At 59.2% G+C, this 22,877-nt stretch carries 22 protein-coding genes and 3 tRNA genes; 18 read left to right on the top strand and 7 right to left on the bottom strand.

Going from position 1 to position 22,877, the window contains the following annotated elements:
• The first annotated feature begins 2 nt into the window (after positions 1-2).
• The 4 genes from ACZ5RG_RS08835 (at position 3) to aroE (ending at position 4,108) form a co-directional block, all read left to right on the top strand.
• Positions 3-881 carry a class III extradiol dioxygenase subunit beta gene (locus ACZ5RG_RS08835; RefSeq protein WP_464446857.1) on the top strand — a complete coding sequence of 293 codons (879 nt, stop codon included), beginning with the start codon at positions 3-5 and terminating at the stop codon, positions 879-881.
• A gap of 102 nt (positions 882-983) precedes the next feature.
• Positions 984-1,940, top strand: coding sequence for a Gfo/Idh/MocA family oxidoreductase (locus ACZ5RG_RS08830; RefSeq protein ID WP_298598464.1), 957 nt, complete (start codon positions 984-986; stop codon positions 1,938-1,940).
• Between the two features lie 3 nt (positions 1,941-1,943).
• Positions 1,944-3,122: an MFS transporter gene (locus tag ACZ5RG_RS08825; RefSeq protein ID WP_464446856.1), complete on the top strand. Its 1,179-nt coding sequence runs from the start codon at positions 1,944-1,946 to the stop codon at positions 3,120-3,122.
• Between the two features lie 152 nt (positions 3,123-3,274).
• The gene (aroE, locus tag ACZ5RG_RS08820; protein ID WP_298598459.1) at positions 3,275-4,108 is read left to right on the top strand and encodes a shikimate dehydrogenase; all 834 of its coding nucleotides are present in this window, start codon (positions 3,275-3,277) and stop codon (positions 4,106-4,108) included.
• Positions 4,109-4,134: 26 nt separating this feature from the next.
• On the opposite strand, the gene ACZ5RG_RS08815 is transcribed toward aroE, so the two are convergent.
• A complete protein-coding gene (locus tag ACZ5RG_RS08815; RefSeq protein WP_298598457.1) occupies positions 4,135-4,773 on the bottom strand; it encodes a response regulator in 639 nt (212 codons plus the stop codon).
• A gap of 234 nt (positions 4,774-5,007) precedes the next feature.
• On the opposite strand from ACZ5RG_RS08815, the gene ACZ5RG_RS08810 reads away from it, so the two are divergent.
• Genes ACZ5RG_RS08810 through ACZ5RG_RS08795 form a run of 4 tightly spaced genes read left to right on the top strand, consistent with a single transcriptional unit; the run spans position 5,008 to position 9,548 of the window.
• Positions 5,008-6,729 (top strand): long-chain fatty acid--CoA ligase, encoded by a 1,722-nt coding sequence (locus tag ACZ5RG_RS08810; RefSeq protein WP_464446855.1) that lies wholly within the window; start codon positions 5,008-5,010, stop codon positions 6,727-6,729.
• Complete coding sequence (locus ACZ5RG_RS08805) at positions 6,726-7,739, top strand: LLM class flavin-dependent oxidoreductase (protein WP_464446854.1); 1,014 nt, start codon at positions 6,726-6,728, stop codon at positions 7,737-7,739. The genes ACZ5RG_RS08810 and ACZ5RG_RS08805 overlap by 4 nt, the downstream gene beginning before the upstream one ends.
• 31 nt (positions 7,740-7,770) lie before the next feature.
• Positions 7,771-8,790, top strand: a complete 1,020-nt coding sequence (locus ACZ5RG_RS08800; protein ID WP_298598450.1) for a methionine synthase — start codon at positions 7,771-7,773, stop codon at positions 8,788-8,790.
• A gap of 14 nt (positions 8,791-8,804) precedes the next feature.
• Positions 8,805-9,548: a 2OG-Fe dioxygenase family protein gene (locus ACZ5RG_RS08795; protein WP_312261858.1), complete on the top strand. Its 744-nt coding sequence runs from the start codon at positions 8,805-8,807 to the stop codon at positions 9,546-9,548.
• A 225-nt stretch (positions 9,549-9,773) separates the two neighbouring features.
• Here the strand turns inward: ACZ5RG_RS08795 and ACZ5RG_RS08790 are convergent, their stop codons facing one another.
• Positions 9,774-10,259: a YajQ family cyclic di-GMP-binding protein gene (locus tag ACZ5RG_RS08790; RefSeq protein WP_019430282.1), complete on the bottom strand. Its 486-nt coding sequence runs from the start codon at positions 10,257-10,259 to the stop codon at positions 9,774-9,776.
• Positions 10,260-10,299: 40 nt separating this feature from the next.
• Here ACZ5RG_RS08790 and murB point away from each other — a divergent pair, with 40 nt between their 5' ends.
• The gene (gene murB, locus ACZ5RG_RS08785; protein ID WP_464446853.1) at positions 10,300-11,352 is read left to right on the top strand and encodes a UDP-N-acetylmuramate dehydrogenase; all 1,053 of its coding nucleotides are present in this window, start codon (positions 10,300-10,302) and stop codon (positions 11,350-11,352) included.
• Positions 11,353-11,694: 342 nt separating this feature from the next.
• Here murB and argG read toward each other — a convergent pair whose 3' ends face one another.
• The 4 genes from argG to ACZ5RG_RS08765 all read right to left on the bottom strand — a co-directional run bounded on the left by argG (position 11,695) and on the right by ACZ5RG_RS08765 (position 14,614).
• Complete coding sequence (argG, locus tag ACZ5RG_RS08780) at positions 11,695-13,035, bottom strand: argininosuccinate synthase (protein ID WP_298598989.1); 1,341 nt, start codon at positions 13,033-13,035, stop codon at positions 11,695-11,697.
• 13 nt (positions 13,036-13,048) lie between these two features.
• Complete coding sequence (ppnP, locus tag ACZ5RG_RS08775) at positions 13,049-13,366, bottom strand: pyrimidine/purine nucleoside phosphorylase (RefSeq protein ID WP_298598986.1); 318 nt, start codon at positions 13,364-13,366, stop codon at positions 13,049-13,051.
• A gap of 130 nt (positions 13,367-13,496) precedes the next feature.
• Positions 13,497-14,141 (bottom strand): glycine zipper 2TM domain-containing protein, encoded by a 645-nt coding sequence (locus ACZ5RG_RS08770; RefSeq protein WP_464446852.1) that lies wholly within the window; start codon positions 14,139-14,141, stop codon positions 13,497-13,499.
• A 128-nt stretch (positions 14,142-14,269) separates the two neighbouring features.
• Positions 14,270-14,614, bottom strand: coding sequence for an ArsC family reductase (locus ACZ5RG_RS08765; protein ID WP_464446851.1), 345 nt, complete (start codon positions 14,612-14,614; stop codon positions 14,270-14,272).
• Positions 14,615-14,663: 49 nt separating this feature from the next.
• Here ACZ5RG_RS08765 and folC point away from each other — a divergent pair, with 49 nt between their 5' ends.
• From folC to ACZ5RG_RS08720, 9 genes are all read left to right on the top strand, one after another.
• The gene (folC, locus tag ACZ5RG_RS08760; RefSeq protein WP_464446850.1) at positions 14,664-15,953 is read left to right on the top strand and encodes a bifunctional tetrahydrofolate synthase/dihydrofolate synthase; all 1,290 of its coding nucleotides are present in this window, start codon (positions 14,664-14,666) and stop codon (positions 15,951-15,953) included.
• 9 nt (positions 15,954-15,962) lie between these two features.
• Positions 15,963-16,745, top strand: coding sequence for an SPOR domain-containing protein (locus tag ACZ5RG_RS08755; protein ID WP_464446849.1), 783 nt, complete (start codon positions 15,963-15,965; stop codon positions 16,743-16,745).
• A 1-nt stretch (position 16,746) separates the two neighbouring features.
• Entirely contained in the window at positions 16,747-17,241 is a 495-nt protein-coding gene (locus ACZ5RG_RS08750; protein ID WP_298598972.1) for a CvpA family protein, read from the top strand.
• Positions 17,242-17,279: 38 nt separating this feature from the next.
• The gene (gene purF, locus ACZ5RG_RS08745) at positions 17,280-18,794 is read left to right on the top strand and encodes an amidophosphoribosyltransferase (protein ID WP_315235849.1); all 1,515 of its coding nucleotides are present in this window, start codon (positions 17,280-17,282) and stop codon (positions 18,792-18,794) included.
• Positions 18,795-18,803: 9 nt separating this feature from the next.
• Entirely contained in the window at positions 18,804-20,015 is a 1,212-nt protein-coding gene (locus ACZ5RG_RS08740; protein WP_464446848.1) for an O-succinylhomoserine sulfhydrylase, read from the top strand.
• 1 nt (position 20,016) lies between these two features.
• Positions 20,017-21,411, top strand: a complete 1,395-nt coding sequence (gene gltX, locus ACZ5RG_RS08735) for a glutamate--tRNA ligase (protein ID WP_464446847.1) — start codon at positions 20,017-20,019, stop codon at positions 21,409-21,411.
• A gap of 75 nt (positions 21,412-21,486) precedes the next feature.
• Positions 21,487-21,562: transfer RNA gene (locus ACZ5RG_RS08730), tRNA-Ala, on the top strand.
• Between the two features lie 53 nt (positions 21,563-21,615).
• A tRNA-Glu gene (locus tag ACZ5RG_RS08725) sits at positions 21,616-21,691 on the top strand.
• Between the two features lie 57 nt (positions 21,692-21,748).
• A tRNA-Asp gene (locus ACZ5RG_RS08720) sits at positions 21,749-21,825 on the top strand.
• A gap of 163 nt (positions 21,826-21,988) precedes the next feature.
• Here ACZ5RG_RS08720 and ACZ5RG_RS08715 read toward each other — a convergent pair.
• Positions 21,989-22,870, bottom strand: coding sequence for an NAD(P)-dependent oxidoreductase (locus ACZ5RG_RS08715; protein ID WP_464446846.1), 882 nt, complete (start codon positions 22,868-22,870; stop codon positions 21,989-21,991).
• Between the last annotated feature and the right edge of the window lie 7 nt (positions 22,871-22,877).

The raw sequence follows: 22,877 nt of genomic DNA, 5'->3' as shown, positions 1-22,877 counted from the left end.
ACATGGCCAAAATCACCGCCTCTGTTTTCACCTCGCATGTGCCCGCCATTGGCGCCGCCATGGATTTGGGTAAAACGCAAGAAGACTACTGGAAACCCGTTTTTGCGGGCTATGACTTCTCCAAGCAATGGATGAAGGACAACAAGCCCGATGTCATTTTTTTGGTCTACAACGACCACGCTACGGCGTTCAGTCTGGACATGATCCCGACTTTTGCCATCGGCACCGCCGCCGAGTTCACGCCCGCCGATGAAGGCTGGGGCCCACGCCCTGTGCCCGTGGTCAAAGGTCATCCCGAGTTGGCTTCGCACATCGCGCAGTCGGTCATTCAGCAAGACTTTGACTTGACCATCGTCAACAAGATGGACGTCGACCACGGCCTGACGGTGCCGCTGTCTTTGATGTGCGGCGAGCTGGATCCGGTGAAGGATGCTTGGCCTTGCCCGGTGATCCCCTTTGCGGTCAACGTGGTGCAGTACCCCGTGCCCAGCGGCCAGCGCTGCTTCAACTTAGGGCAAGCCATCCGCAAGGCGGTGGAGAGTTACGACGAAGACATCAACGTGCACATCTGGGGCACGGGCGGCATGAGCCACCAGCTGCAAGGTGCGCGTGCGGGCCTGATCAACCGCGAGTGGGACAACGCCTGGTTGGACCAGTTGATCAACGATCCGGTGGCGGCTGCAGCCACACCGCACATCGACTACGTGCGCGAAGCCGGCAGTGAGGGCATCGAGCTGGTCATGTGGCTGATCGCCCGTGGCGCGATGAGCGACATCCAGGATGGCAAAGTGATAGGCCCTGCGCCTAAATTGCGCCACCGCTTTTATCATGTGCCCGCCAGCAACACGGCGGTGGGGCACGCGATTCTGGAAAACAGTTGAACTGAATGGTCATCCCCGCGAATCTGGGCATGCATGAATGCATCGACCCTGTATCAAGTCCGGGGTGACAAGCCATTGTCAAACCCCCTATTGGAGAAAAGCATGAGCAAAACCATCAAAGTCGCCCTGGCGGGCGCGGGTGCCTTTGGCATCAAACACCTGGACGGCATCAAGAACATCGATGGCGTGGAAGTCGTCTCGCTGATCAGCCGGGACATTGAAAAAACCAAGGAAGTCGCTGCGCAATATGGCATTGCGCACGCCACAACCGATCTTGAAGAGTCGCTGGCTTTGAAAGAAGTTGACGCCGTGATTCTGTGCACGCCCACCCAGATGCACGCCAGCCAGACCCTGGCTTGCCTGAAGGCGGGCAAGCATGTGCAGGTCGAAATCCCGCTGTGTGACGTGTACAAGGAGGGCCAAGAAGTCCTGCGTGTGCAAAAAGAATCCGGCCTGGTGGCCATGGTGGGCCATACCCGCCGCTTCAACCCCAGCCACCAGTGGGTCAACCACAAGATCAAGGCCGGAGAGTTCAACATCCAGCAGATGGATGTGCAGACCTACTTCTTTCGCCGTACCAACATGAATGCGCTGGGCCAAGCCCGCAGCTGGACAGACCACCTGCTGTGGCACCACGCTGCCCACACGGTGGACCTGTTCGCCTACCAGTGCGGCAGTCCCATCGTTAAAGCCAATGCGGTGCAAGGCCCGATCCACCCCGCTTTGGGGATTGCCATGGACATGAGTATCCAGCTCCAGGCCGCCAATGGCGCGATCTGCACTTTGTCGCTCAGCTTCAACAACGATGGCCCTCTGGGCACCTACTTCCGCTACATCGGCGACACCGGCACTTATTTGGCCCGCTATGACGACTTGTTTACCGGCAAGGAAGAAAAGATCGATGTGTCACAAGTGGCCGTGTCGATGAACGGCATCGAGCTGCAAGACCGTGAGTTTTTTGCCGCGATCAAGGAAGGCCGTGAGCCCAATTCGAGCATTGCACAGGTCTTGCCTTGCTACCAGGTCTTGCACGATCTGGAGCAACAGCTGAACAGCTGATCGATGACCCCAGCGCAAACTGAGCGCAGCAGCTTGCGCGTGATGGGCCTGGCAGGTTTTGCCAGCATGGCTTCGATGCGCTTGTGCGATCCGATGCTGGTGGTGCTGGGTCAGGAGTTTCAGGTCACCACGGGCGAGGCCTCGCGCGTGGTGTCGTCTTTTGCAGTAGCTTATGGCGTACTGCAGTTGTTTTATGGTCCTCTGGGCGACCGATTTGGCAAGTTGCGCGTCATTGCTTTGGCCGTGCTCGCATGCGCCGTGTTCAGTGCCATCACCAGCATGGCTTCAGACCTGAAGCTGCTGGTGGTCATGCGCGGTCTCATGGGCGCTGCAGCGGCGGGCATCATCCCCTTGTCGATGGCCTGGATTGGCGATCAGGTGGCCTATGACCGCAGGCAAGAAACCTTGGCCAAGTTGATGGGCTACACCGTCAGCGGCATGATGGTCGGTCTGTGGTTTGGCGGCTTTGCAGCCGAGCACCTGGGCTGGCGCAATGCCTTTGCGGCGGTGTCGGCACTTTTTGCCACGGCCGCGTTCATGTTGTGGCGCAAGTTGCGCAGCACCCCTGCACCCGTTTTGCTTGCCGCAGCGCCCAGTGTCATGGCGTCTTTTGCCAACACTTTCCAGATGCTGAGAGTGGTGCGTGTGCGCCATGTCTTGACCGTCACGGCCATCGAAGGTGCCCTGGTGTTTGGTTCGATGGCTTTCATTCCCACCCACTTGCACCAGCAGTTCGACATGAGCGTGGTCTTTGCGGGCTCGGTCATGATGCTGTACGGCGTGGGTGGTTTGCTCTACAGCCAGCTGGCGCGCCGTTGGCTGGGCTGGCTGGGCGGTGAGCGCGGGTTGGTCAGAGCTGGAGCTGCCAGCATTGTGCTGGGTTTGCTCACGCTGGCTTGGGCGCATCAGCCCGCTTTGGGCATGTTGGGCTGTTTTGCAGCTGGTTTTGGCTTTTACATGCTGCACAACACCTTGCAGGTTCAGGCCACCCAAATGGCCCCCGCATCGCGTGGCACCGCAGTCACGTTGTTTGCCTGCCTGCTGTTCTTTGGCCAGTCCAGCGGTGTGCTGCTCATGGCCGAGAGCGTCGATCGTGGCTGGCTACCGCATGCCTTCAGTCTGGCTGCGGCGGGTGTGGCGGTGTTGGGTTTTTTTGTGCACCGGCTGGTGGGGCGGCACTGAGCCAGGTCATTGAGTGCTGCACGTCAGGCCCTGGCTGCGCCATCAACGCGCCGGTGGGCGCAGCGCCCCAAGTGTGGCATCGGTCAAGCCCGTCAGTTTGTCTGCATGCCCAGGCGATAAGATCACAGTCCAGATAGCCGGAACCTTTTTTCATGACAGACCGTTACGCCGTCATCGGCAACCCCATTGAGCAGAGCAAGTCGCCGCTCATCCACACCGCTTTCGCCCAAGTGACTGGGCAAGACATCGAATACACCAAGCTGTTGGCCCCTTTGGGCGGCTTTGCCGAGGTGGTGGACGCGTTTCGCACGTCGGGTGGCCGTGGCATGAATGTGACGGCGCCTTTCAAGTTGGACGCCTTTGCCTATGCCACCGATCTCGCGCCCAGTGCGCAGATGGCCGGTGCCGTCAATGCCATGAAGTTCGAAGGTGGCAAGGTCTATGCCGAAAATTTTGATGGCGTGGGCTTGGTGCGCGATCTGTTGCACAACTTGGCGTGTCCGCTGAAAGGTCGGCGGGTGTTGATTTTGGGTGCGGGCGGTGCCACACGTGGCGCTTTGCTGCCTTTGTTGGCCGAAGAGCCCGCCGAGCTGGTGATTGTCAACCGCACGCTCGCCAAGGCCGAGACCTTGGCCACTTTGGCCCAGAAGCACCAGACGGCCTCGGTGCCCGTGCAAGGTCTGGGCTACGCCGCTTTGCAAGGGCAGGCTTTTGACGTGGTGCTCAACGCCACATCGTCGAGCTTAACCGCCGAGTTGCCGCCCCTGCCTGCCAGTGTGTTTGCCCCGGGGTGTCTTGCTTATGACCTGACCTACGGAAAAGGTCTTACGCCATTTCTGAAGCTGGCCAGCGAGTCTGGCGTGACGCGCTTGGCCGATGGCGTGGGCATGCTGGCCGAGCAAGCCGCTGAGGCGTTTGCCTGGTGGCGAGGTGTGCGCCCTGACACCACGTCTGTGATCCAGCTACTCACGATTCCTTTGCGCTGACGGTCATGCCCCCCGGGGGGGCGGGGTCAAACCTGTGTGACGCCGTCTGGCGCATGCAGGTCGATGTACCTGCCAGCCATGAATGCGGTGAAAAATCCATTGAACCAATCCATGTTGATGGGTTTGGCCATGAAGATCGTGCCTTCTGGCAAGCCGCCTCTGGTTTCAATTTCTTCGGGTGTCAGTGCTGACAATACCAGCGTGGTCATTCGACTGAACTGCGAATTTTGACGCAAGGTGCGCAGCAATTCGAACCCGTCTACACCGGGCATGTCGAGATCGGTGATCAGAACGTCCGGTTTGATGCTGGAGATATCGATCAATGCTTCCAGCCCAGAAGACATGGCCATGCAATCAACCGGCATGCTGGATCGGTTGCAGTAACCACGCAGCATTTCGCGGGTAACGGCATCGTCCTCGACCAACAAGACACGCAGCCGGTTGTCACGCGGCTCGTTTTGGATGGTCAGCATGTTGTGCTTTCGCTGGTATTCGCGAATGGAGGGCATCGAAATCCGACGATGGCCTCCTTGCGTTTTCCAGGCTTGTAGCTCGTTCTTTTCGACCAAAGTCTGGATCGTACCGACCGACAGCCCCAATAATTTGGCTGCATAAGTGGTGCCGCAATAGTCTTCGGGAGTGTCAGGTGTGGTGTTTGTTTGCATGGTTGCTCATTTTAGTAATAAAAACGCAAAAAATAATCTTAAAACACTCTTAAAATTTGTTGAATAGAGTACTAAAAGGCAAAAAATGCTAAATAGTTGGTGTTTTCCCTTAAAAACACCTTATTGCACCCGTCTTCAGCCGCCCGGTTTGGTCCCCCCAGTGACAATCTCACGCCAGCCTCAAGTGCGCGTGGCGATTAACATGCAGCACAACATCATTACAGGAGACGGCTGATGCCCGCACATGCTGCTGTTTGGCCCGCGCGTTTGCCAGCCAAGATCACCGCGCCCGCGACATCGCTTTGGATGAATCTGGCCATCAGCGCTCTGCGATACCCGAACAAAGCCGCCTTGGTGTTCATGGGGCGTGTCTGGACGTTTCAAGACTTGGTGTCGAGCGCCGAACAAATGGCCAAGCAGTTGGCCGCAATCGGCGTCAAAACGGGTGACCGTGTGGTGCTCGACATGCAAAATTGCCCGCAGTTGGTGATCACCCATTTCGCGATTTTGCGGCTGGATGCGGTGGTGGTGCCGGTCAACCCGATGAACCGTGCCGAAGAGTTGAAGCACTACATCACCGACCCTGACACCCGAGTGGCGGTGACCACCGCAGATTTGGCCCCAGATTTGGCACAAGCCAGCGATGCGCTGCCGCCAGAGCAACGCTTGCAGCATCTGGTCGTGACGCAATTTACCGATGCGTTTGATCCCGCCGCCGTTGGCCCCGAAGATCTGCCTGATGCCTGGCGTGCCTGGCTGTTGCCTGTGCGTGCGTTGCCGATCATGGCGTCGGGCCAAGCCCATGCCTGGCATGCGCTGATGGCTGCGCCCTCAACAGCGCAGTTGCCTGCGGTCATGGCTGGCACGGATGATTTGGCGGTGCTGCCTTACACCAGCGGCACCACGGGTCTGCCCAAAGGCTGCATGCACACCCACGGCACCCTCATGCACAACGCGATGGCCAGTGGCCTGTGGGGCAGTGGCACACCCGAAAACGTGACGTTGTGCGTGGTGCCCATGTTCCACATCACCGGCATGGTGAGCGTGATGCACACCAACATCTTGTTGGGGTCCAGTTTGGTGATCATGCCGCGATGGGACCGCGATGTGGCCGGGCATTTGATCTCTAAATGGCGTGTGACGCACTGGACCAACATCCCGACGATGGTGATCGACTTGCTGGGCAGCCCGCACATGGGTCGCTATGACCTGAGTAGTCTGGTCTACATCGGCGGTGGCGGTGCGGCCATGCCTGAAGCTGTGGCCCAGCGTTTGCTTGACCAGTTTGGGCTGCGTTATGTCGAGGGCTATGGCCTGACCGAAACGGCGGCTCCTTCGCACACCAATCCGCCCGATGCCCCCAAAAAGCAGTGTTTGGGCGTCCCTTTCATGAGCGTCGAGTCTCGCATCGTGGACCCCGAGACCTTGGCCGAGTTGCCTGTGGGTGAGTCGGGGGAAATCGTGATCAGCGGCCCACAGGTGTTTAAGGGCTACTGGAAGCGCCCCGAGGCCACGGCGGCCGCGTTCTTTGAGCTTGATGGCCAGCGCTTTTTCCGTTCGGGCGACATGGGGCGGGTCGATGAAGAGGGGTACTTCTTCATGACCGACCGACTCAAACGCATGATCAATGCCAGTGGCTTCAAGGTCTGGCCCGCCGAGGTCGAGGCCTTGATGTTCCGCCACCCGGCCATCCAAGAAGCCTGCATCATCGCCACGCGGGATGCCTATCGGGGCGAATCAGTCAAAGCGGTGGTGGTTTTGCGGCAGGACCACAAAGGCCAAGTCAGCGCGCAAGACATCATCGACTGGTGCCGTGAGAACATGGCGGTTTATAAAATGCCCCGCGCTGTGAGCTTTGTCGATGCTTTGCCCAAGAGCGGCAGCGGCAAGGTGATGTGGCGGGCGCTGCAAGAGGCCGAAATGGCGGCCTTGGACACCCATACAAAACCTGAATGAGCCTGAAACTTTCCATCCTTGACCAATCCGCTGCAGCCTCCGGGCGCGGGCAAGACGCGACCATTCGCCAGACGCTGGCGTTGGCCCAACAAGCTGAGGCCTGGGGCTACCACCGCTTTTGGGTGAGCGAACACCACAGCCACCCCAGCATCGTGGGTTCCGCCCCTGAGGTCTTGATGGCCGCAATCGCCGCACGCACGCAGCGCATTCGCTTGGGCAGCGCGGGCGTCATGCTGCCGCATTATTCGGCCCTCAAGGTGGCCGAACAGTTTCGCGTACTCGACGCGCTGGCGCCCGGGCGCATCGATCTGGGGGTGGGGCGAGCGCCCGGCAGCGACGGCCGTACAGCGCAATTGCTCAACCCAGACCGCAACGCGTCCGAGCGTTTTCCCCAGCAGGTGATGGAACTGCAAGCTTGGGTGAATGGGCAAAACCTGCCCGCAAACCACCCCGGACACAACGTGTATGCCTACCCTCAGTCGGACACCGCGCCCGCGGTATGGATGCTGGGCAGCTCTGACTACGGCGCCCAATTGGCTGGCCATTTGGGCTTGCCCTATGCGTTTGCCTACTTCATCACCGACGGGCAGGGCGCTGACGAAGCGCTGCAGATTTACCGCGACACCTTTCGCCCCAGTGCGTCACTGCAAAAGCCCGCCGCTACCGTGTGCGTTTGGGCTTTGGCTGCTGAGACAGACGAGGAAGCGCTGCGCCTGTTCGAGAGCCGCGCCCGCTGGAAGCTGGACCGCAACCAGGGCCGCATCGGGCCACTCTTGCCACCTGAAGCAGCAGCGCGTGAATACAGCCCTGCCGAGCAGTTGGCACTGGCGCGCTTGCGTGACTCTGCGCTCATCGGTTCGGCAGCCACTTTAGGGCACAAGTTGCGCCAACTGGCTGCGCGGCTGCAGGTCGATGAACTGGTGCTCATCACCTGGACGCATGACCCTGCGGCCCAAATGCGTTCTTACGAGCTGCTCGCCCAAGAATTCGCCCTTGCGGCAAACTGCTGAGCATTGATTTTTTAACCCAAGGATTTTTGACATGTTTACCACCGCGATTGCTGGCAGCTTGCCCAAACCCGCCTGGCTGGCCGAGACCGAAAAACTCTGGCCCCAGTGGACCACCCAAGGCCCTGAGCTGCAACAAGCCAAAGCCGATGCCACGCTGTTGTGGATCAAGGCGCAAGAAGACGCAGGCCTTGACGTGATCGGTGACGGCGAGCAGGCCCGCCAGCACTTTGTGCACGGCTTTGTCGAGCAGGTTGAGGGCATCGACTTTGTCAACAAGGTCACCATGGGCATCCGCAACAACCGTTACGACGCGCAGGTGCCCCAGGTCATCGCGCCGCTGCGCCTCAAAGGCCGTGTGCACGCCTTCGAGGCCCAGTTGGCCCGCGCCCACACGCAAAAGAAACTCAAATTCACCTTGCCAGGTCCGATGACGATTGTGGACACCGTGGCCGACCGCTTTTATGGCGACAAGGTCAAGATGGCCATGGCCTTTGCCGAGCTGTTGAACCAAGAAGCGCTGGCCTTGCAGGCCGATGGCGTCGACATCATCCAGTTCGACGAACCCGCCTTCAACGTCTACATGGACGAGGCCGCTGACTGGGGCGTGAAGGCGCTGGAGGTTGCCGCGCGGGGCCTGACCTGCACCACGGCGGTCCACATTTGCTATGGCTATGGCATCGAAGCCAACAACAAATGGAAAGAGACCTTGGGCCAAGAGTGGCGTCAGTATGAAAAGGTGTTCCCGGCCTTGGCCAAGAGCAGCATCCAGCAAGTCAGCCTCGAGTGCATGCACTCGCATGTGCCGATGGAGATGATGAAACTGCTGGAAGGCAAAGACGTGATGGTGGGGGTGATCGATGTGGCTAACCCGGCCATCGAAACGCCTGAAGAAATCGCCGACACCATTGGCCGCGCCTTGCAGTTCGTGCCCAAGAACCGACTCATTGCCTGCACCAACTGCGGCCTGGCTCCCATGAGTCGCGCCGTGGCTGAAGCCAAGCTCAAGGCACTGGCTGAAGGTGCCAAGCTGGCCAGCCAGCGTTACGCTTAAACCCGAGACCCTTCATGCCCCAACAGTTATTGCCGCCCCCGTTGACATCACCCGACCTGCTGAGTGCTACTTTGGCCGATCAGGGGTTTGCGGTCTTGGGTTCTGCCAGTGTGTGCGCTTTGTCTGGCGTTTCGATAGAGTCCTTGCAAGCACTGGAACCGAGCTGGAACGATTTGCCGCCCGACCAGTACCTCAAGGACGGTGGGCGCTACCGCCGCCGCCGTCATGCCAGTTTTGAGGTCACGGCCGACAAGGCCCTGGCCATGCCGCACCGCGCCCATTGGCAGCCCGTGTCGTACAACGCCTTGCACGGCGGCATGCAGCGCTGGTTTGACCCCATGGCACCCGAGGTGGCGCAAAAAGATGCGTGGCAAAAATTGTTGGCTTGGTTGGCCCGTGTGGCCTCTGCTGCACAGGGCGATCAAACCTGGTTCACTGAGGCGCACCAGTTTCGCATCGACACCACCGACGGCATTGGTCGCCCCACGCCCGAAGGCGCGCACCGCGATGGAGTGAACTGGGTGGCGGTGTTTTTGGTGGGCCGCCACGGCATCAAAGGCGGCGAAACCCGGGTGTTCGACATGGACAGCCCACGGGGCCAGCGCTTCACATTGGCCGAGCCTTGGTCATTGCTGCTGCTGGACGACAGCCGAGTGATCCACGAAACCACCCCGATCCAGCCGGAGCAACAAGGCGGCTGGCGCGATACCTTGGTGATCACATTGCGCTCGGGCGGCTTTCTGGACGACCCTGCCTGAGCTGTTGGTGGGGCTTCCTGTGGCAAAGTCCTTGCGCATGGGGCCGTAGAGTTGTGGTGGTGGTGGTGCTCGGGGGCGCTTATTGCTGACGGATGCGTCATACCCGGCTTGACCGGGTATCCACGGCGATCAAAGGCTCAGCCCCATCAAGTCAGGGTGAAAGCAGGGGCTGTGTGGCCTTGAGCTGCGCGATAGCCACAAGCGAGGGCATGATGCCCCGCGCCATCAATCCCTGAAGTTGTCGAACGACAGGGGCAGATCGGGCATGTCTTTGCGCAGCACGGCCATGGCCGCTTGCAGATCGTCACGCTTAGTGCCAGTCACACGCACGGCATCGCCCTGAATGGACGCCTGGACTTTGATTTTGCTTTCCTTGATCAGCTTGGTGATCTTTTTGGCGTCTTCGGTCTCAATGCCGTTTTTCACCTTGATCACCTGCTTGACCTTGTCGCCGCCGATTTTTTCGACTTTGCCAATGTCCAGAAATCGCACATCCACGTTGCGCTTGGTCAGTTTGTTGCGCAGGATGTCTTCGACCTGCGTCAGTTGAAACTCGGCATCGCCGAACATCGTGATCTCTTTGTCCTTGAGTTCAATGTTGGCGGAGGTGCCTTTGAAGTCAAAGCGGGTGCCGATTTCTTTGGCGGAAGTGTCAACGGCGTTGCGCACTTCGACCATATTGGGTTCGCAAACGGTATCAAACGAGGGCATGGCAGAAAAAATCCGAGGTTGAGAATGCGACAATTCTCCCATGAACCTGGAGAAAAATGTCCCCCTGCAGCCGTACAACACGTTCGGCATCGCCGCCAAGGCCCAGGCTTTGGTGCGGGTGCACTCTGAAGCCGACCTCTTGGCCGTGCTGGCCGACCCGCAATTGGCCACCTTGCCCCGGCAAGTGTTGGGCGGCGGCAGCAACATTGTTTTGACGGGCGACGTCAAGGCGCTGGTGCTCAAGGTCGAGGTGCCCGGCTTGCGCCTGGCCTCTGAGACCGACAAACACTGGGTGATCGAGGCCGGTGCCGGTGAAAGCTGGCACGACTTGGTGGCTTGGTCACTCGACAACGGCTACCCCGGCCTGGAAAACATGGCCTTGATCCCTGGCACTGTGGGCGCATCGCCCGTGCAAAACATCGGGGCTTACGGCGTGGAGCTGCAAGACCGCTTCGACTCGCTCGACGCGATGGACATGTTCAGCGGCGAGCTGTTCAGTCTGAATGCGGCGCAGTGTGGCTTCAGCTACCGAGATTCGGTGTTCAAGCACGCATCGGGTGGCCCCGACGGTTTGGGCTTGGCTGGCCGAGCGGTGATTTTGCGGGTGCGCTTTGCGCTGGCCAAACGCTGGAAGCCTGAGTTGGGCTACCTCGATTTGGAGCGCAAGATGGCCGAGACGGGCATCCACAACCCCGATGCCCGGCAGATTTTTGACTGGGTGGTGGCGATCCGCCGCGCCAAACTGCCCGATCCACAGGTAATCGGCAACGCGGGCAGTTTCTTCAAGAACCCCACCGTGACCCCCGAGCAGTGTGCCGACATCATCGCCCGCGACCCGAAAGTGGTGCACTACCCCATGCCCGACGGCAGCATCAAATTGGCCGCAGGCTGGCTGATCGACGCTTGCGGCTGGAAAGGCAAGACCGTGGGCCACGCCGGGGTGTATGAAAAGCAGGCGCTGGTGCTGGTCAACAAAGGCGGGCGCGAAAACCCCTGTACTGGGGGCGAAGTGATGACCCTGGCCAAGGCGATTCAGACCAGTGTGTATGAGCGGTTCGGGATTCGGCTGGAGCCTGAACCTGTGGTGATTTGAGTTTTTTGGCGGATGTTTACGTTTTGTGTCATGGGTACTTCGCTCCGGTTCCGCGCCGGATTGGGGCCTGAGCGGTCGTCTTCATCACTCGCTTCGCTCGCCAAATCGGCCGATCCGCTCAGGCCCCAATCCGGCGCTGCGCTGCCAGAGACCTCAATACCCGCTTGTGTTTCAACGGATGCAGCCTTGGTGCGGGTGCCTGCCGGACTCACCGATTTGGCGAGCGAAGCGAGTTATGAGGTGAGCCGGCAGGCACCCGCGCCAAGGCGGAAAACACCCACAAAACCAAGCACACAACAAAAAACGGCCCGAAGGCCGTTTTTCATTAATGCTCAACAAGCATCACTTCTTGCCGCTGCCATCCAACTTGTAGATGTGGGGGCCTTCGCCCACCGACAGCAATCCAGCGTGCGCGTAGATGCCCAGCTTGGCGCGGGTGTCCACGATGTCGAGGTTGCGCATGGTCAGCTGGCCGATGCGGTCGAGCGGGCTGAACGGCGCGTCTTCCACTTTTTCCATGCTCAGGCGTTCTGGCTGATAAGTCAGGTTGGCGCTTTCGGTGTTCAGGATGCTGTAATCGTTGCCACGGCGCAGTTCCAGCGTCACGGTGCCGGTCACGGCGCGGGCCACCCAGCGCTGGGCAGTTTCGCGCAGCATGATGGACTGCGGGTCGAACCAACGGCCTTGGTACAGCAAGCGGCCCAAGCGCAGGCCGTTGATGCGGTACTGCTCGATGGTGTCTTCGTTGTGAATGCCGGTGACCAAACGCTCGTAGGCAATGTGCAGCAATGCCATGCCGGGGGCTTCGTAGATGCCGCGGCTCTTGGCTTCGATGATGCGGTTTTCGATCTGGTCGCTCATGCCCAGGCCGTGACGGCCACCGATTTCGTTGGCCTTGAGGAACAGCTCGACCGGGTCGGCGTATTCCACGCCATTCAGGGCCACGGGCATGCCTTCTTCAAAGCGCACGCTCACTTCTTCGGCTTTCACTTCGACTTCGGGCTTCCAGAACGCCACACCCATGATGGGGTTGACGATCTTCATGCCGCTTTGCAGGCTTTCCAGGTCTTTGGCTTCGTGGGTCGCGCCCAGCATGTTGCTGTCGGTGGAGTAGGCCTTTTCGGCGCTCATCTTGTAGCCAAAGCCGTTGGCGGTCATGAAGGCGCTCATTTCGGCGCGGCCACCCAACTCGTCGATGAACAGCTGGTCAAGCCAGGGCTTGTAGATCTTCAGGCTCGGGTTGGTCAGCAAACCGTAGCGGTAAAAGCGCTCGATGTCGTTGCCTTTGAAGGTGGAGCCGTCGCCCCAGATGTTGACGTCGTCTTCCTTCATCGCGGCCACCAGCATGGTGCCGGTCACGGCACGGCCCAGCGGGGTGGTGTTGAAGTAGGTGATGCCGCCGGTGCTGATGTGGAAAGCGCCGCACTGGATGGCGGCAATGCCTTCGTGTGCCAGTTGGGTGCGGCAGTCGACCAAGCGGGCTTTTTCGGCGCCGTATTCCATCGCCTTGCGTGGAATCTCGTTGTAGTCGGCTTCGTCAGGCTGACCCAGGTTGGCGGTGTAGGCGTAGGGCAGGGCGCCCTTTTGCTTCATCCACAAGAGGGCTGCGGAGGTGTCCAGGCCGCCGGAGAAGGCGATGCCGACTTTTTGCCCTTTGGGCAGGTTTTGCAAGATGGTGCTCATGTTCTGAATCCGATCAACCGAAGTGGCAGATGTAGTGGTAGGGCTCGGTCACGCGGATCTCGAACTTGGAGTTTCCAGGCACGTTGAACTCTTCGCCCGCGCTGGACTTGACCCATTCGCTGCTGCCATCGAGTTTGTATTCGCAATAACCGGCCACGCATTCCATGATTTCGGGTGCGCCGGTGTTGAAGGTCAGGGTGGCCGGCAGGATCACGCCGACCGACAGTTTGGTGCCGTCGGCCAGGGTCAGGCCGTGGCTGACGCATTTGCCGTCAAAGTAAACATTGGCTTGGGTGTTGACGGAGACGCCGTCGATTTTTTCGGTGGTCATGGGTGGTGCTTCCTGGGGCGGGATGGTCCCGCAGCTGTGAAAAAGGCGTCTTCAGACGCCCTTTGTGTCAAATCAAGCCCCCATTTTAGGGCAGACGGCCAGTCGGCCCCGAGACTGGTGTGCAGTGCTTTCAGCGCCAGTGACCGTGGCGCAGGCCGCCGTTCCAGCCCCAGCCCAGGTTGACGCTGGTGTAAACAGGTGGGTAACTGCGGTAGACCGGGGTGGGCACATAGACCACGCGGGATTCGTTGATCACGGTGGTGGGGACTGTGGCAGTGGCCACCACCACATCGGCTGCTGCGCCCGATCTGGGGGCGCTCATGGGCGTGACTTGCAGCGGAATGGTGGGGCCGGGGTCTTGTGGCAATTGCACGTTGTATTGTTTGCCCGCATATTCATAGACCACGTTGTAGCCAATCGGGCGGTTTTCGTACACCGTTTGCGTGGTGCATGTGGTTTGAGGTGGCGGTGGGTTGCCTTGTCCCTCGACTTTGTTGCCCAACACGGCACCACCAATCACTCCAGCCATGGTGGCGATGCCTTGGCTGTCGCGGCCACCCAACTGGCTGCCGATCAATCCCCCGGCGATCGCACCCACGATGGCGCCACCCCCTGATGTTGGCGTGGGGGGCTGAGGTGCGTTTTGCGTGCAGGTCTGGCGTGGCACCGCCACTTGTTGGTAAACGGCGGTGCGGGAGATCACTTGCCCCACTTCTTGCGCTTGTGCCCATACGGCTGTGAAGCACAACAAAGTGGCGGTGGCGAATGTTTTCATGGATGAAGTAGGGTGATGTTGGCGAGCTTGCAGTTTATGCCGGGGAATCTGCCGGTGTGCATGTGCTTGGGTAAAGTTTTGTGACAGGCGGCTTAACCCGGTTTGCCCCGACTTAGAGAGCCAGCCGTTCAAGCAGGCCATTGCTCGGGCGAAAAACCCACGGTGACTTGGCCAGAGGGCCAGGTGATGACGGGGCGTTTGATGGTGCTGGCGTGTTCGAGCATGACTTTTTTGGCGCTGCCGCTGTCGGTCACGCGGGCTTGCACGGCGGCGTCCAGCTTGCGCCAGGTGGTGCCTTTGCGGTTGAGCAGGGTTTCCCAGCCTGCAGCTTCCAGCCAGGTGTCCAGTTCGGCCGATGGCACGCCTTGCTTTTTGAAGTCATGGAAAGTGAATTCAATGCCATGGTCTGCCAGCCAGGTGCGGGCTTTTTTGACGGTGTCGCAATTGGGAATGCCGTAAACAATAGAGTGCATGGGGTTTGTTGAAGTTCAAAGGGACAAGACTGGGCGACAATCGCCGCCTATGAAGACTCTACAGGAATGGCTCGACTGGTGCGAGCAGCTACACCCCGTGGCCATTGACATGGGGCTTGACCGTGTCAAAACCGTGGCCGACCGCATGGATCTGCGGTTTGACTGTCCGGTGATCACCGTGGCGGGCACCAATGGCAAGGGTTCGACTTGCGCCATGCTCGAGGCGGTGTTGCTGCAGGCCGGTTACCGCACGGGCGTGTACACCTCGCCGCACTTGGTTCATTTTGAAGAACGCTGCCGTTTGCACGGGGAATCGGCCTCTGCTGAGGCGTTTGCCGAGGCTTTTGCGTCGGTTGAGGCCGCGCGCGGCGATGTCAGCCTGACCTATTTTGAGTTCAGCACCTTGGCCATCCTGCACTTGATGGCCCGATCCAATCTGGATGTGGCCATATTGGAAGTGGGCTTGGGCGGACGTCTGGACGCGGTCAACATCATCGATGCCGATTGCGCCGTGATCACCAGCATCGACATCGACCACACCGCCATTTTGGGCAAAGACCGGGAAAGCATTGGCTTGGAGAAGGCGGGCATCATGCGCAGCGGGCGTCCGGTGATCGTGAGCGACCCCGTGCCACCGCAAAGCGTGACCGACCATGCAGCCGCCATCGGGGCCGAGCTGTGGCAATTTGGCAAAGATTTCAATTTTTCGGGCGACAAGCTCCAATGGGCTTGGGCAGGGCGCGGCCGCCGTTACAGCGGCATGGCTTACCCCGCCTTGCGCGGCGCGAACCAGTTGATCAACGCATCGGGCGTGCTGGCGGCGCTGGATGCCTTGCGTCAGCGCATCCCCGTGACCGCGCAAGCCGTGCGCAACGGTCTGGCCATGGTGGAGCTGCCCGGCCGCTTCCAGATCGTGCCGGGTCAGCCGGTGCTGGTGCTGGATGTGGCGCACAACCCGCACTCGGTAGCGGCATTGGCCGTCAATCTGGATGCGATGGGCTTTTACCCCACCACCCACGCGGTGCTGGGGGCCATGGCCGACAAAGACCTTTTGCCCATGCTGCAGCGTGTCAATCCGATGGTTGACAAGTGGTATTTCACCGATTTGCCTTTGCCGCGGGCCGCCAAGGCGGTTGATTTGCAGACAACTTGGCAGACCCAAAACACCCGCACCGATACCCAGTCCAGTGTCCACGCCGACCCCATGCTGGCCCTGCAGGCGGCCATCGATGCCGCTGACCCGGCTGATAGAATCGTTGTCTTTGGCTCCTTCTATACCGTGGGTGGTGTTTTGAAAGACGGCATCCCGCGTCTCCAAGCCAAACACCTCACCCCGTGAGCACCCGTCATGGCCTTTTTCAAGTTTCGATTTCCTGGTCAAACCGCTTCAGTTGAGGCTGTAAGTTCTAGTCCCAACGAAAACATCGAAGTTGTCCGCCGCCGTGCGCGCCACCGCTTAATGGGGGCTGTCGTGCTGGTATTGACGGCCGTTGTGGGTTTTCCGCTGCTTTTTGACACCCAGCCCCGCCCTGTTGCTGTCGATACCCCTATCGTGATTCCCGATCGACAGAGCACATCGCCTTTGTCCAGTGCGTCGCCTGTGCCCGCTGCACAAGCGCCAGCCAAACCCTTGCTTCCCGCATCAGAGGCCGTATCGCCTCAAGCAAGTCTGGACGCTCGCGAAGAGGTGGTGCCTCCCGCAGCGCCCGTGGTGGCTGCGCCCGTGCCAGAGACACCCAAAGCGATCCCGTCCGCAGACAAAGGCAAAGAAAAAGAAGCAGTTGCACCAAAAACACCGGCAGCTCCTGTCAAGACCGAAAAGCCGGCACCTGCAGCCAAGCCCAAAGACGATGGCGGGAAAGCCCAATCATTGTTGGATGGCAAGTCTGCCAAGGCCACTGCGGGCCGCGCAGCCATTCAGGTCGGTGCGTTCAGCGATGCGGGCAAAGTGCGAGATGTCCGGCAGAAGCTGGAGCAAGCCGGTCTGAAAACCTACACCCAGGTGGTAGAAAAAGACGGCAAGAGCACCACACGAATCCGTGTGGGCCCCTATGAAACACGGGAAGAGGCGGACAAAGTCGCCGCGCGTATCCGCAAGCTCGATTTGCCGGCATCGGTTTTGAAGCTCTGACATGGCGATTGCCCTGACCGATTGGATATTGCTGGGGGTGTTGCTCGCCTCCATGGTGATCGGTCTTTGGCGTGGGCTGGTTTATGAGGTTTTGTCATTGGCCGGATGGGTCGCGGCTTTTGTCGTCGCCCAGTGGCTGGCTTCCGACGTGGTTGGGTGGTTGCCTTTTATCAAGGGTGCACCTGCTTCGGTGCAATACGCGGTGGCTTTTGCGGTGGTCTTTGTGGTCACCGTGTTTGTGGCGGGTCTGGTGTCTTGGTTGATCAAGAAACTGGTGGAAACCGTGGGCTTGCGTCCGGTTGACCGTACTTTGGGTGGTGTGTTTGGCTTGGCCCGTGGGCTGGTGCTGCTGCTCGCTTTGACGGTGGTGTTGCAGTTGACAGGGCTTTCGCGCGACGCATGGTGGACCACGGCACAAGGGCCTGTCTGGTTAGAGCTTGTCCTGACCGGGTTGAAGCCACTTTTGCCCCAAACCTTTGTGGAATATTTGCCCTGAATTTTTCGGGGTGGTTCGATTTTTGAACGGATAAAAGTATGTGTGGAATTGTCGGCGTTGTCAGCAGCGCACCGGTCAATCAGTTGATTTATGACGCCTTGTTGCTGTTGCAGCACCGTGGCCAGGACGCTGCGGGCATCGTCACGCAGTTGGACCGCAAGTTTTTCATGCACAAGGCCAAGGGCATGGTGCGCGACGTGTTTCGTACCCGCAACATGCGCAGCCTGCCTGGCAACTGTGGTTTGGGCCAGGTGCGTTACCCCACGGCAGGCAACGCTTTCAGTGAAGAAGAAGCGCAGCCGTTTTATGTGAACGCCCCCTTTGGGTTGGTGCTGGTGCACAACGGCAACCTGACCAATGCCCATGCGCTGAAGGCCGAGTTGTTTTCCAACGACCATCGCCATATCAATACCGAAAGCGATTCCGAGGTTTTGCTCAACGTGTTGGCCCACGAACTGGAGAAAACCACGCGCGGTTTGCCGCTCAAGCCCACCGATGTGTTTGAGGCGGTGCGCGGCGTCAACCGCCGTGTCAAAGGCTCTTATGCCGTGATCGCCTTGATCGCAGGCCATGGTTTGGTGGCCTTTCGCGACCCGCACGGCATTCGCCCTTTGTGCATGGGCCGAAGTGAAGATGGTTCCATCATGTTGGCCAGCGAGTCGGTTGCGCTGGATGGCACAGCCCATCAGTTTGAACGTGATGTGGCCCCAGGCGAGGCCATTTTTGTGGACTTGGAAGGCCAGATGCACACCCAGCACTGCGCTGAAAAGTCGCAGCTCAGCCCTTGTATCTTCGAATACGTGTACCTGGCCCGCCCGGACTCCACCATGGACGGGATATCGGTCTACCAAGCCCGCTTGAATTTGGGTGAGACTCTGGCCAAGCGCGTCATCTCGACCGTGCCGCCCAGCGACATCGATGTGGTGATTCCGATTCCGGAGTCCAGTCGCCCCAGCGCCACGCAGTTGGCCCATTTGTTGGGCATTCCTTACCGCGAAGGTTTTGTCAAAAACCGTTACGTGGGCCGCACCTTCATCATGCCCGGCCAAGCCGTGCGCAAAAAATCGGTCCGCCAAAAGCTCAACACCATCGTGAGCGAATTCAAGGGGCGCAATGTGTTGCTGGTGGATGACTCCATCGTACGCGGCACCACCAGCCGCGAGATCGTGCAAATGGCGCGTGACGCGGGTGCCCGCAAGGTCTACATGGCCAGCGCCGCGCCGCCAGTGCGCTACCCCAATGTGTATGGCATCGACATGCCCACCAAAGAAGAGCTGGTGGCCCACGGTCGCAGCATCGAAGAAATCCGCGAGATCATTGGTTGTGATGCGCTGATTTACCAAGATGTGGACGCCATGAAAACCGCAGTGGCCCAAGCGCGTGTCAACGCAGCCGGTGTGCTTTCGGACTTCGATGCCTCTTGCTTTGACGGGGTTTATGTCACCGGCGATATTTCGGCCGATGACATCAACCGCTTGAACGAAACCCGACTCCAGGTGGAAGAGGGTGACGATGACAATTCGCGTTTGGCACTGCCCAACGCCAGCGTGTGAGAACTTGCCATGAACGAATCTTCACGATTTGACGATCTGCACATCGAAACCCTGGCGGTGCGTGCCGCTGTTGAGCGAAGCCAGTATGGTGAAAACTCTGAAGCGCTCTACCTGACCAGTGGCTATGTTCAGCCCACGGCAGAAGCTGCGGCACGGCGTTTTGCCGGGGACGAAGAAGGCTTTACCTACGGCCGCTACGGCAACCCCACGGTCAGCAGCATGGAAATGCGTTTGGCTGCCTTGGAGGGCACGGAAGCCGCCATGGGCACAGCGTCGGGCATGTCGGCCATTTTGATGATGTGCATGGGCTTGCTCAAGGCGGGTGACCATGTGGTGTGTTCACGTTCCATGTTCGGCTCGACCATCAAACTCATCGGCTCTGATTTGGCCAAGTTCGGTGTCGAGTCGAGCTTTGTATCGCAGACCGACTTGAAAGAATGGCAAGCGGCGATTCGCTCCAACACACGCTTGCTGTTTGCCGAAACCCCCACCAACCCGCTGACCGAAGTTTGCGACATCCAGGCTCTGGCCGACATGGCCCACAACGCCGGTGCTTTGCTGGCGGTTGACAACTGCTTTGCCACGCCCGCCTTGCAACGCCCAGCCGCGATGGGCGCCGACATCATCATGCATTCGGGCACCAAGTACCTCGATGGTCAGGGCCGAGTGATGGCCGGTGCCTTGTGTGCTTCGCAGCAAATGATCACCGAAAAGTTTTTACCGGTGCTCAAAAGCGGTGGCATGACATTGGCGCCTTTCAATGCTTGGGTGGTGCTTAAAGGCCTTGAGACACTGGACTTGCGCATGCGTGCGCAGACCGCCCGCGCACAAATTCTGGCCGAGTGGCTGGAAAAGCATCCATCGGTGGCGCGCGTTTACTACCCCGGTTTGGCAAGCCACCCTCAGCACGATTTGGCCATGCGCCAAATGTCGGGCTTGGGCGGCGCGGTTTTGTCTTTTGATGTGAAAGCCGATGGCCCTGAGCAATCTCGCGCACGCGCATTCCATGTGCTCGATTCGATGCAAATGCTGTCCTTGTCCACCAATCTGGGCGACACCAAAACCTTGGTGGCTCATCCTGCCAGCACCTCGCATGGCCGCCTGACCGAGGCCCAGCGCCAAGCTGCGGGCATTGGCCAGGGGCTGGTCCGCGTAGCGGTTGGCCTCGAATACCCGCAAGACATCCAAAAAGACCTCTCCCGTGGTCTCGATACCCTTTGATATGACAACCACTGCACGCACGCGCACCCGCTTTGCCCCATCGCCCACCGGCTTCATTCATCTGGGCAACATCCGCTCGGCTTTGTACCCTTGGGCTTTTGCCCGCGCCACCGGTGGCGACTTCATTTTGCGCATCGAAGACACCGATCTGGACCGTTCCACACAAGCTTCGGTCGATGTGATCATCGAAGGCATGGCCTGGCTCGGCCTGGACCACGACGAAGGCCCGTTCTACCAAATGCAGCGCATGGACCGCTACAAGGTGGTGCTGACTGAATTGATCGATGCAGGCCATGTCTACCCTTGTTACATGAGCATGGCCGAGCTTGACGCTTTGCGCGAGCACCAGATGGCCAACAAGGAAAAGCCCCGTTACGACGGCACATGGCGGCCCATGCCGGGTAAAACTTTGCCCGCGATCCCTGAGGGCGTGAAGCCGGTGCTGCGTTTCAAAAATCCGATCGGTGGTGTGGTGGCTTGGGACGACAAGGTCAAAGGCCGCATCGAGATCAGCAACGATGAACTGGACGACCTGGTCATTGCCCGCCCGGATGGCACCCCCACCTACAACTTCTGCGTGGTGGTGGATGACATCGACATGCAGATCACCCATGTGATCCGTGGCGACGACCATGTGAACAACACCCCCCGCCAGATCAACATCTTTCAAGCTTTGGGCAAGGAGACGCCGATCTATGCCCATCTGCCTACCGTGCTCAATGAGCAAGGCGAGAAGATGAGCAAGCGCAACGGTGCCAAGGCGGTCACGGCTTACCGTGATGAGGGCTATTTGCCCGATGCCATGGTCAACTATCTGGCGCGTTTGGGTTGGAGTCACGGTGACGACGAAATTTTCAGCCGTGCACAGTTTTTGGAGTGGTTCAACCTCGACCACTTGGGCCGCAGTGCCGCGCAGTTTGACGAGGCCAAACTCAATTGGGTCAACGCCCAGCACCTCAAGGCCATGGACGATGCAGAACTGGCCGAACGCGTTCAGCCATTCTTGGCCAAACTGGGTGTGGTGGCTGATCAGCGCTTGTCCAGTATTTGCGGCTTGTTCAAAGACCGTTGCGATACCTTGGTGGTTTTGGCCCAGTGGGTCTCGGCCTTTTATCTGGACGTGGTTCCCAACGCAGACGAGAGAGCCCAGCATGTGACAGACGCGGTCAAACCTGCATTGGCCGTGTTGTCAGGCAAGTTGGCTGCATGTGCGTGGGACAAGCCAGCCATCGCTGCGGCGATCAAGGAAACCTTGGCCGAAACCGGCCTCAAGATGCCGCAAATTGCGATGCCTGTAAGGGTGTTGGTGATGGGCACAGCACAGACCCCATCGCTGGATGCGGTGCTCGCGTTAAGTCAAAGAGAAAAAATTATCGGCTGCTTGAAAAACGCCTAAATTTCTGTCTATAATTCAAGTCTCGACACCAACGAGGCATAACGAAAAAGCAGCAATGCTCGACGTTGTACCAAAGGGGGTATAGCTCAGCTGGGAGAGCGCTTGCATGGCATGCAAGAGGTCAGCGGTTCGATCCCGCTTACCTCCACCAAAGTGTCGAAAATGTTCGCAAGAACAAGATTCGAAAGAATCAGTCCAGGTTATGACCCTATCGTCTAGAGGCCTAGGACATCACCCTTTCACGGTGAGTACCGGGGTTCGAATCCCCGTAGGGTCGCCAAGTTTTGTAGCACTTGGTCAGTTTGCATAAGCACTCTGACAAAAGTTACAGCTACCAGGAGTGGTAGTTCAGTTGGTTAGAATACCGGCCTGTCACGCCGGGGGTCGCGGGTTCGAGTCCCGTCCACTCCGCCAAAACGTAAAAACCCTTGTAAGTTTGACTTGCAAGGGTTTTTTACTTTCTGGGCCACCTCTTCACCCGCATTTGCACTTGCGCCAGAGGCTTGCAGCCCAGCAATGCGCGTGGCCGGTGGGCATTCGCATCGCTGTGAAGGCCTATACAGCGGTGATGGACAACTCAAATTGCTTGTCGCTTGACCAATAAGCTGATCAGCTCGGGCATCAGCGCTTGCGGGGTGCCTTCTTGGCAGGCTTTTTCCAATGTGTTTTTTACTGCTTGCGCTACGGAGTGGTCGGCGTGGGTGTCTATGGCCATTTGGTTGTAGTAACTCAGGTCTTTCAGTGCGTTGCTCATCGAAAATCTCAGACCCGAGGTGTCGCCGTTGGCCAGCGTCGGTTTGAGGCGCTCCAATGCTGCGCCCCAGCCGCCGCCCATGGCCAGCACGTCGACAAAGGTTTGCGCGTTCACGCCTGACAGCTGGGCGCAGGCAGCGGCCTCGGCCAACAAAGTCACGGTGCCCAGTGACACGTAGTTGTGCAAGAGTTTCATGCGGTGACCGGAGCCGATCGGGCCGGTGTGCACGATGTTTTCTGCAAAACAAGACAAGATAGGTTTGCAGGTTTCGAACAGGGCCGCATCGCCACCCACCAGCAAATTCAGGCGCCCTTCGGCGGCTTCTTTGGGTGTGCGCGTCATCGGCGCGTCCAGAAACTGGCCGCCTTGTGCGATCACCAGGGCGGCGACTTTTTCGGTGGAGGCGGGCACGGCCGTGGAGCAGTCGATGAGGATGGTGCCGGGCCGCAGTCCCTGGAGCACACCATCGTCGCCCAAAAGCACAGCCTCGACCTGCGGCGTCCCCGTGACGCACAGAATGATGACGTCGGATTGTTGCGCCAATGCTTGAGCTGTTTGGAACGTGCGTGCCCCAGCTGACAGCAGGGCGTCGAGTGGCTGGTTGCCCGGGTGTTCCAGTACCGACAGACTTTGCCCGTGCTTAAGCAAATTGCTTGCGATGCCGTGACCCATCATGCCGATGCCGATCATGCCGATTGTTTTCATAGGTGCT

The organism is Limnohabitans sp. TEGF005, assembly GCF_055394835.1.
This window is presented reverse-complemented; position numbering and strand designations above follow the sequence as displayed.

Excerpts from the sequence above, each read along its gene's own strand:
- ACZ5RG_RS08835 (WP_464446857.1), top strand. The coding sequence starts at position 3 with ATGGCCAAAATCACCGCCTCTGTTTTCACCTCGCATGTGCCCGCCATT.
- ACZ5RG_RS08830 (WP_298598464.1), top strand. The coding sequence starts at position 984 with ATGAGCAAAACCATCAAAGTCGCCCTGGCGGGCGCGGGTGCCTTTGGC.
- ACZ5RG_RS08825 (WP_464446856.1), top strand. The coding sequence starts at position 1,944 with ATGACCCCAGCGCAAACTGAGCGCAGCAGCTTGCGCGTGATGGGCCTG.
- aroE (WP_298598459.1), top strand. The coding sequence starts at position 3,275 with ATGACAGACCGTTACGCCGTCATCGGCAACCCCATTGAGCAGAGCAAG.
- ACZ5RG_RS08815 (WP_298598457.1), bottom strand. The coding sequence starts at position 4,773 with ATGCAAACAAACACCACACCTGACACTCCCGAAGACTATTGCGGCACC.
- ACZ5RG_RS08810 (WP_464446855.1), top strand. The coding sequence starts at position 5,008 with ATGCCCGCACATGCTGCTGTTTGGCCCGCGCGTTTGCCAGCCAAGATC.
- ACZ5RG_RS08805 (WP_464446854.1), top strand. The coding sequence starts at position 6,726 with ATGAGCCTGAAACTTTCCATCCTTGACCAATCCGCTGCAGCCTCCGGG.
- ACZ5RG_RS08800 (WP_298598450.1), top strand. The coding sequence starts at position 7,771 with ATGTTTACCACCGCGATTGCTGGCAGCTTGCCCAAACCCGCCTGGCTG.
- ACZ5RG_RS08795 (WP_312261858.1), top strand. The coding sequence starts at position 8,805 with ATGCCCCAACAGTTATTGCCGCCCCCGTTGACATCACCCGACCTGCTG.
- ACZ5RG_RS08790 (WP_019430282.1), bottom strand. The coding sequence starts at position 10,259 with ATGCCCTCGTTTGATACCGTTTGCGAACCCAATATGGTCGAAGTGCGC.
- murB (WP_464446853.1), top strand. The coding sequence starts at position 10,300 with ATGAACCTGGAGAAAAATGTCCCCCTGCAGCCGTACAACACGTTCGGC.
- argG (WP_298598989.1), bottom strand. The coding sequence starts at position 13,035 with ATGAGCACCATCTTGCAAAACCTGCCCAAAGGGCAAAAAGTCGGCATC.
- ppnP (WP_298598986.1), bottom strand. The coding sequence starts at position 13,366 with ATGACCACCGAAAAAATCGACGGCGTCTCCGTCAACACCCAAGCCAAT.
- ACZ5RG_RS08770 (WP_464446852.1), bottom strand. The coding sequence starts at position 14,141 with ATGAAAACATTCGCCACCGCCACTTTGTTGTGCTTCACAGCCGTATGG.
- ACZ5RG_RS08765 (WP_464446851.1), bottom strand. The coding sequence starts at position 14,614 with ATGCACTCTATTGTTTACGGCATTCCCAATTGCGACACCGTCAAAAAA.
- folC (WP_464446850.1), top strand. The coding sequence starts at position 14,664 with ATGAAGACTCTACAGGAATGGCTCGACTGGTGCGAGCAGCTACACCCC.
- ACZ5RG_RS08755 (WP_464446849.1), top strand. The coding sequence starts at position 15,963 with ATGGCCTTTTTCAAGTTTCGATTTCCTGGTCAAACCGCTTCAGTTGAG.
- ACZ5RG_RS08750 (WP_298598972.1), top strand. The coding sequence starts at position 16,747 with ATGGCGATTGCCCTGACCGATTGGATATTGCTGGGGGTGTTGCTCGCC.
- purF (WP_315235849.1), top strand. The coding sequence starts at position 17,280 with ATGTGTGGAATTGTCGGCGTTGTCAGCAGCGCACCGGTCAATCAGTTG.
- ACZ5RG_RS08740 (WP_464446848.1), top strand. The coding sequence starts at position 18,804 with ATGAACGAATCTTCACGATTTGACGATCTGCACATCGAAACCCTGGCG.
- gltX (WP_464446847.1), top strand. The coding sequence starts at position 20,017 with ATGACAACCACTGCACGCACGCGCACCCGCTTTGCCCCATCGCCCACC.
- ACZ5RG_RS08715 (WP_464446846.1), bottom strand. The coding sequence starts at position 22,870 with ATGAAAACAATCGGCATGATCGGCATCGGCATGATGGGTCACGGCATC.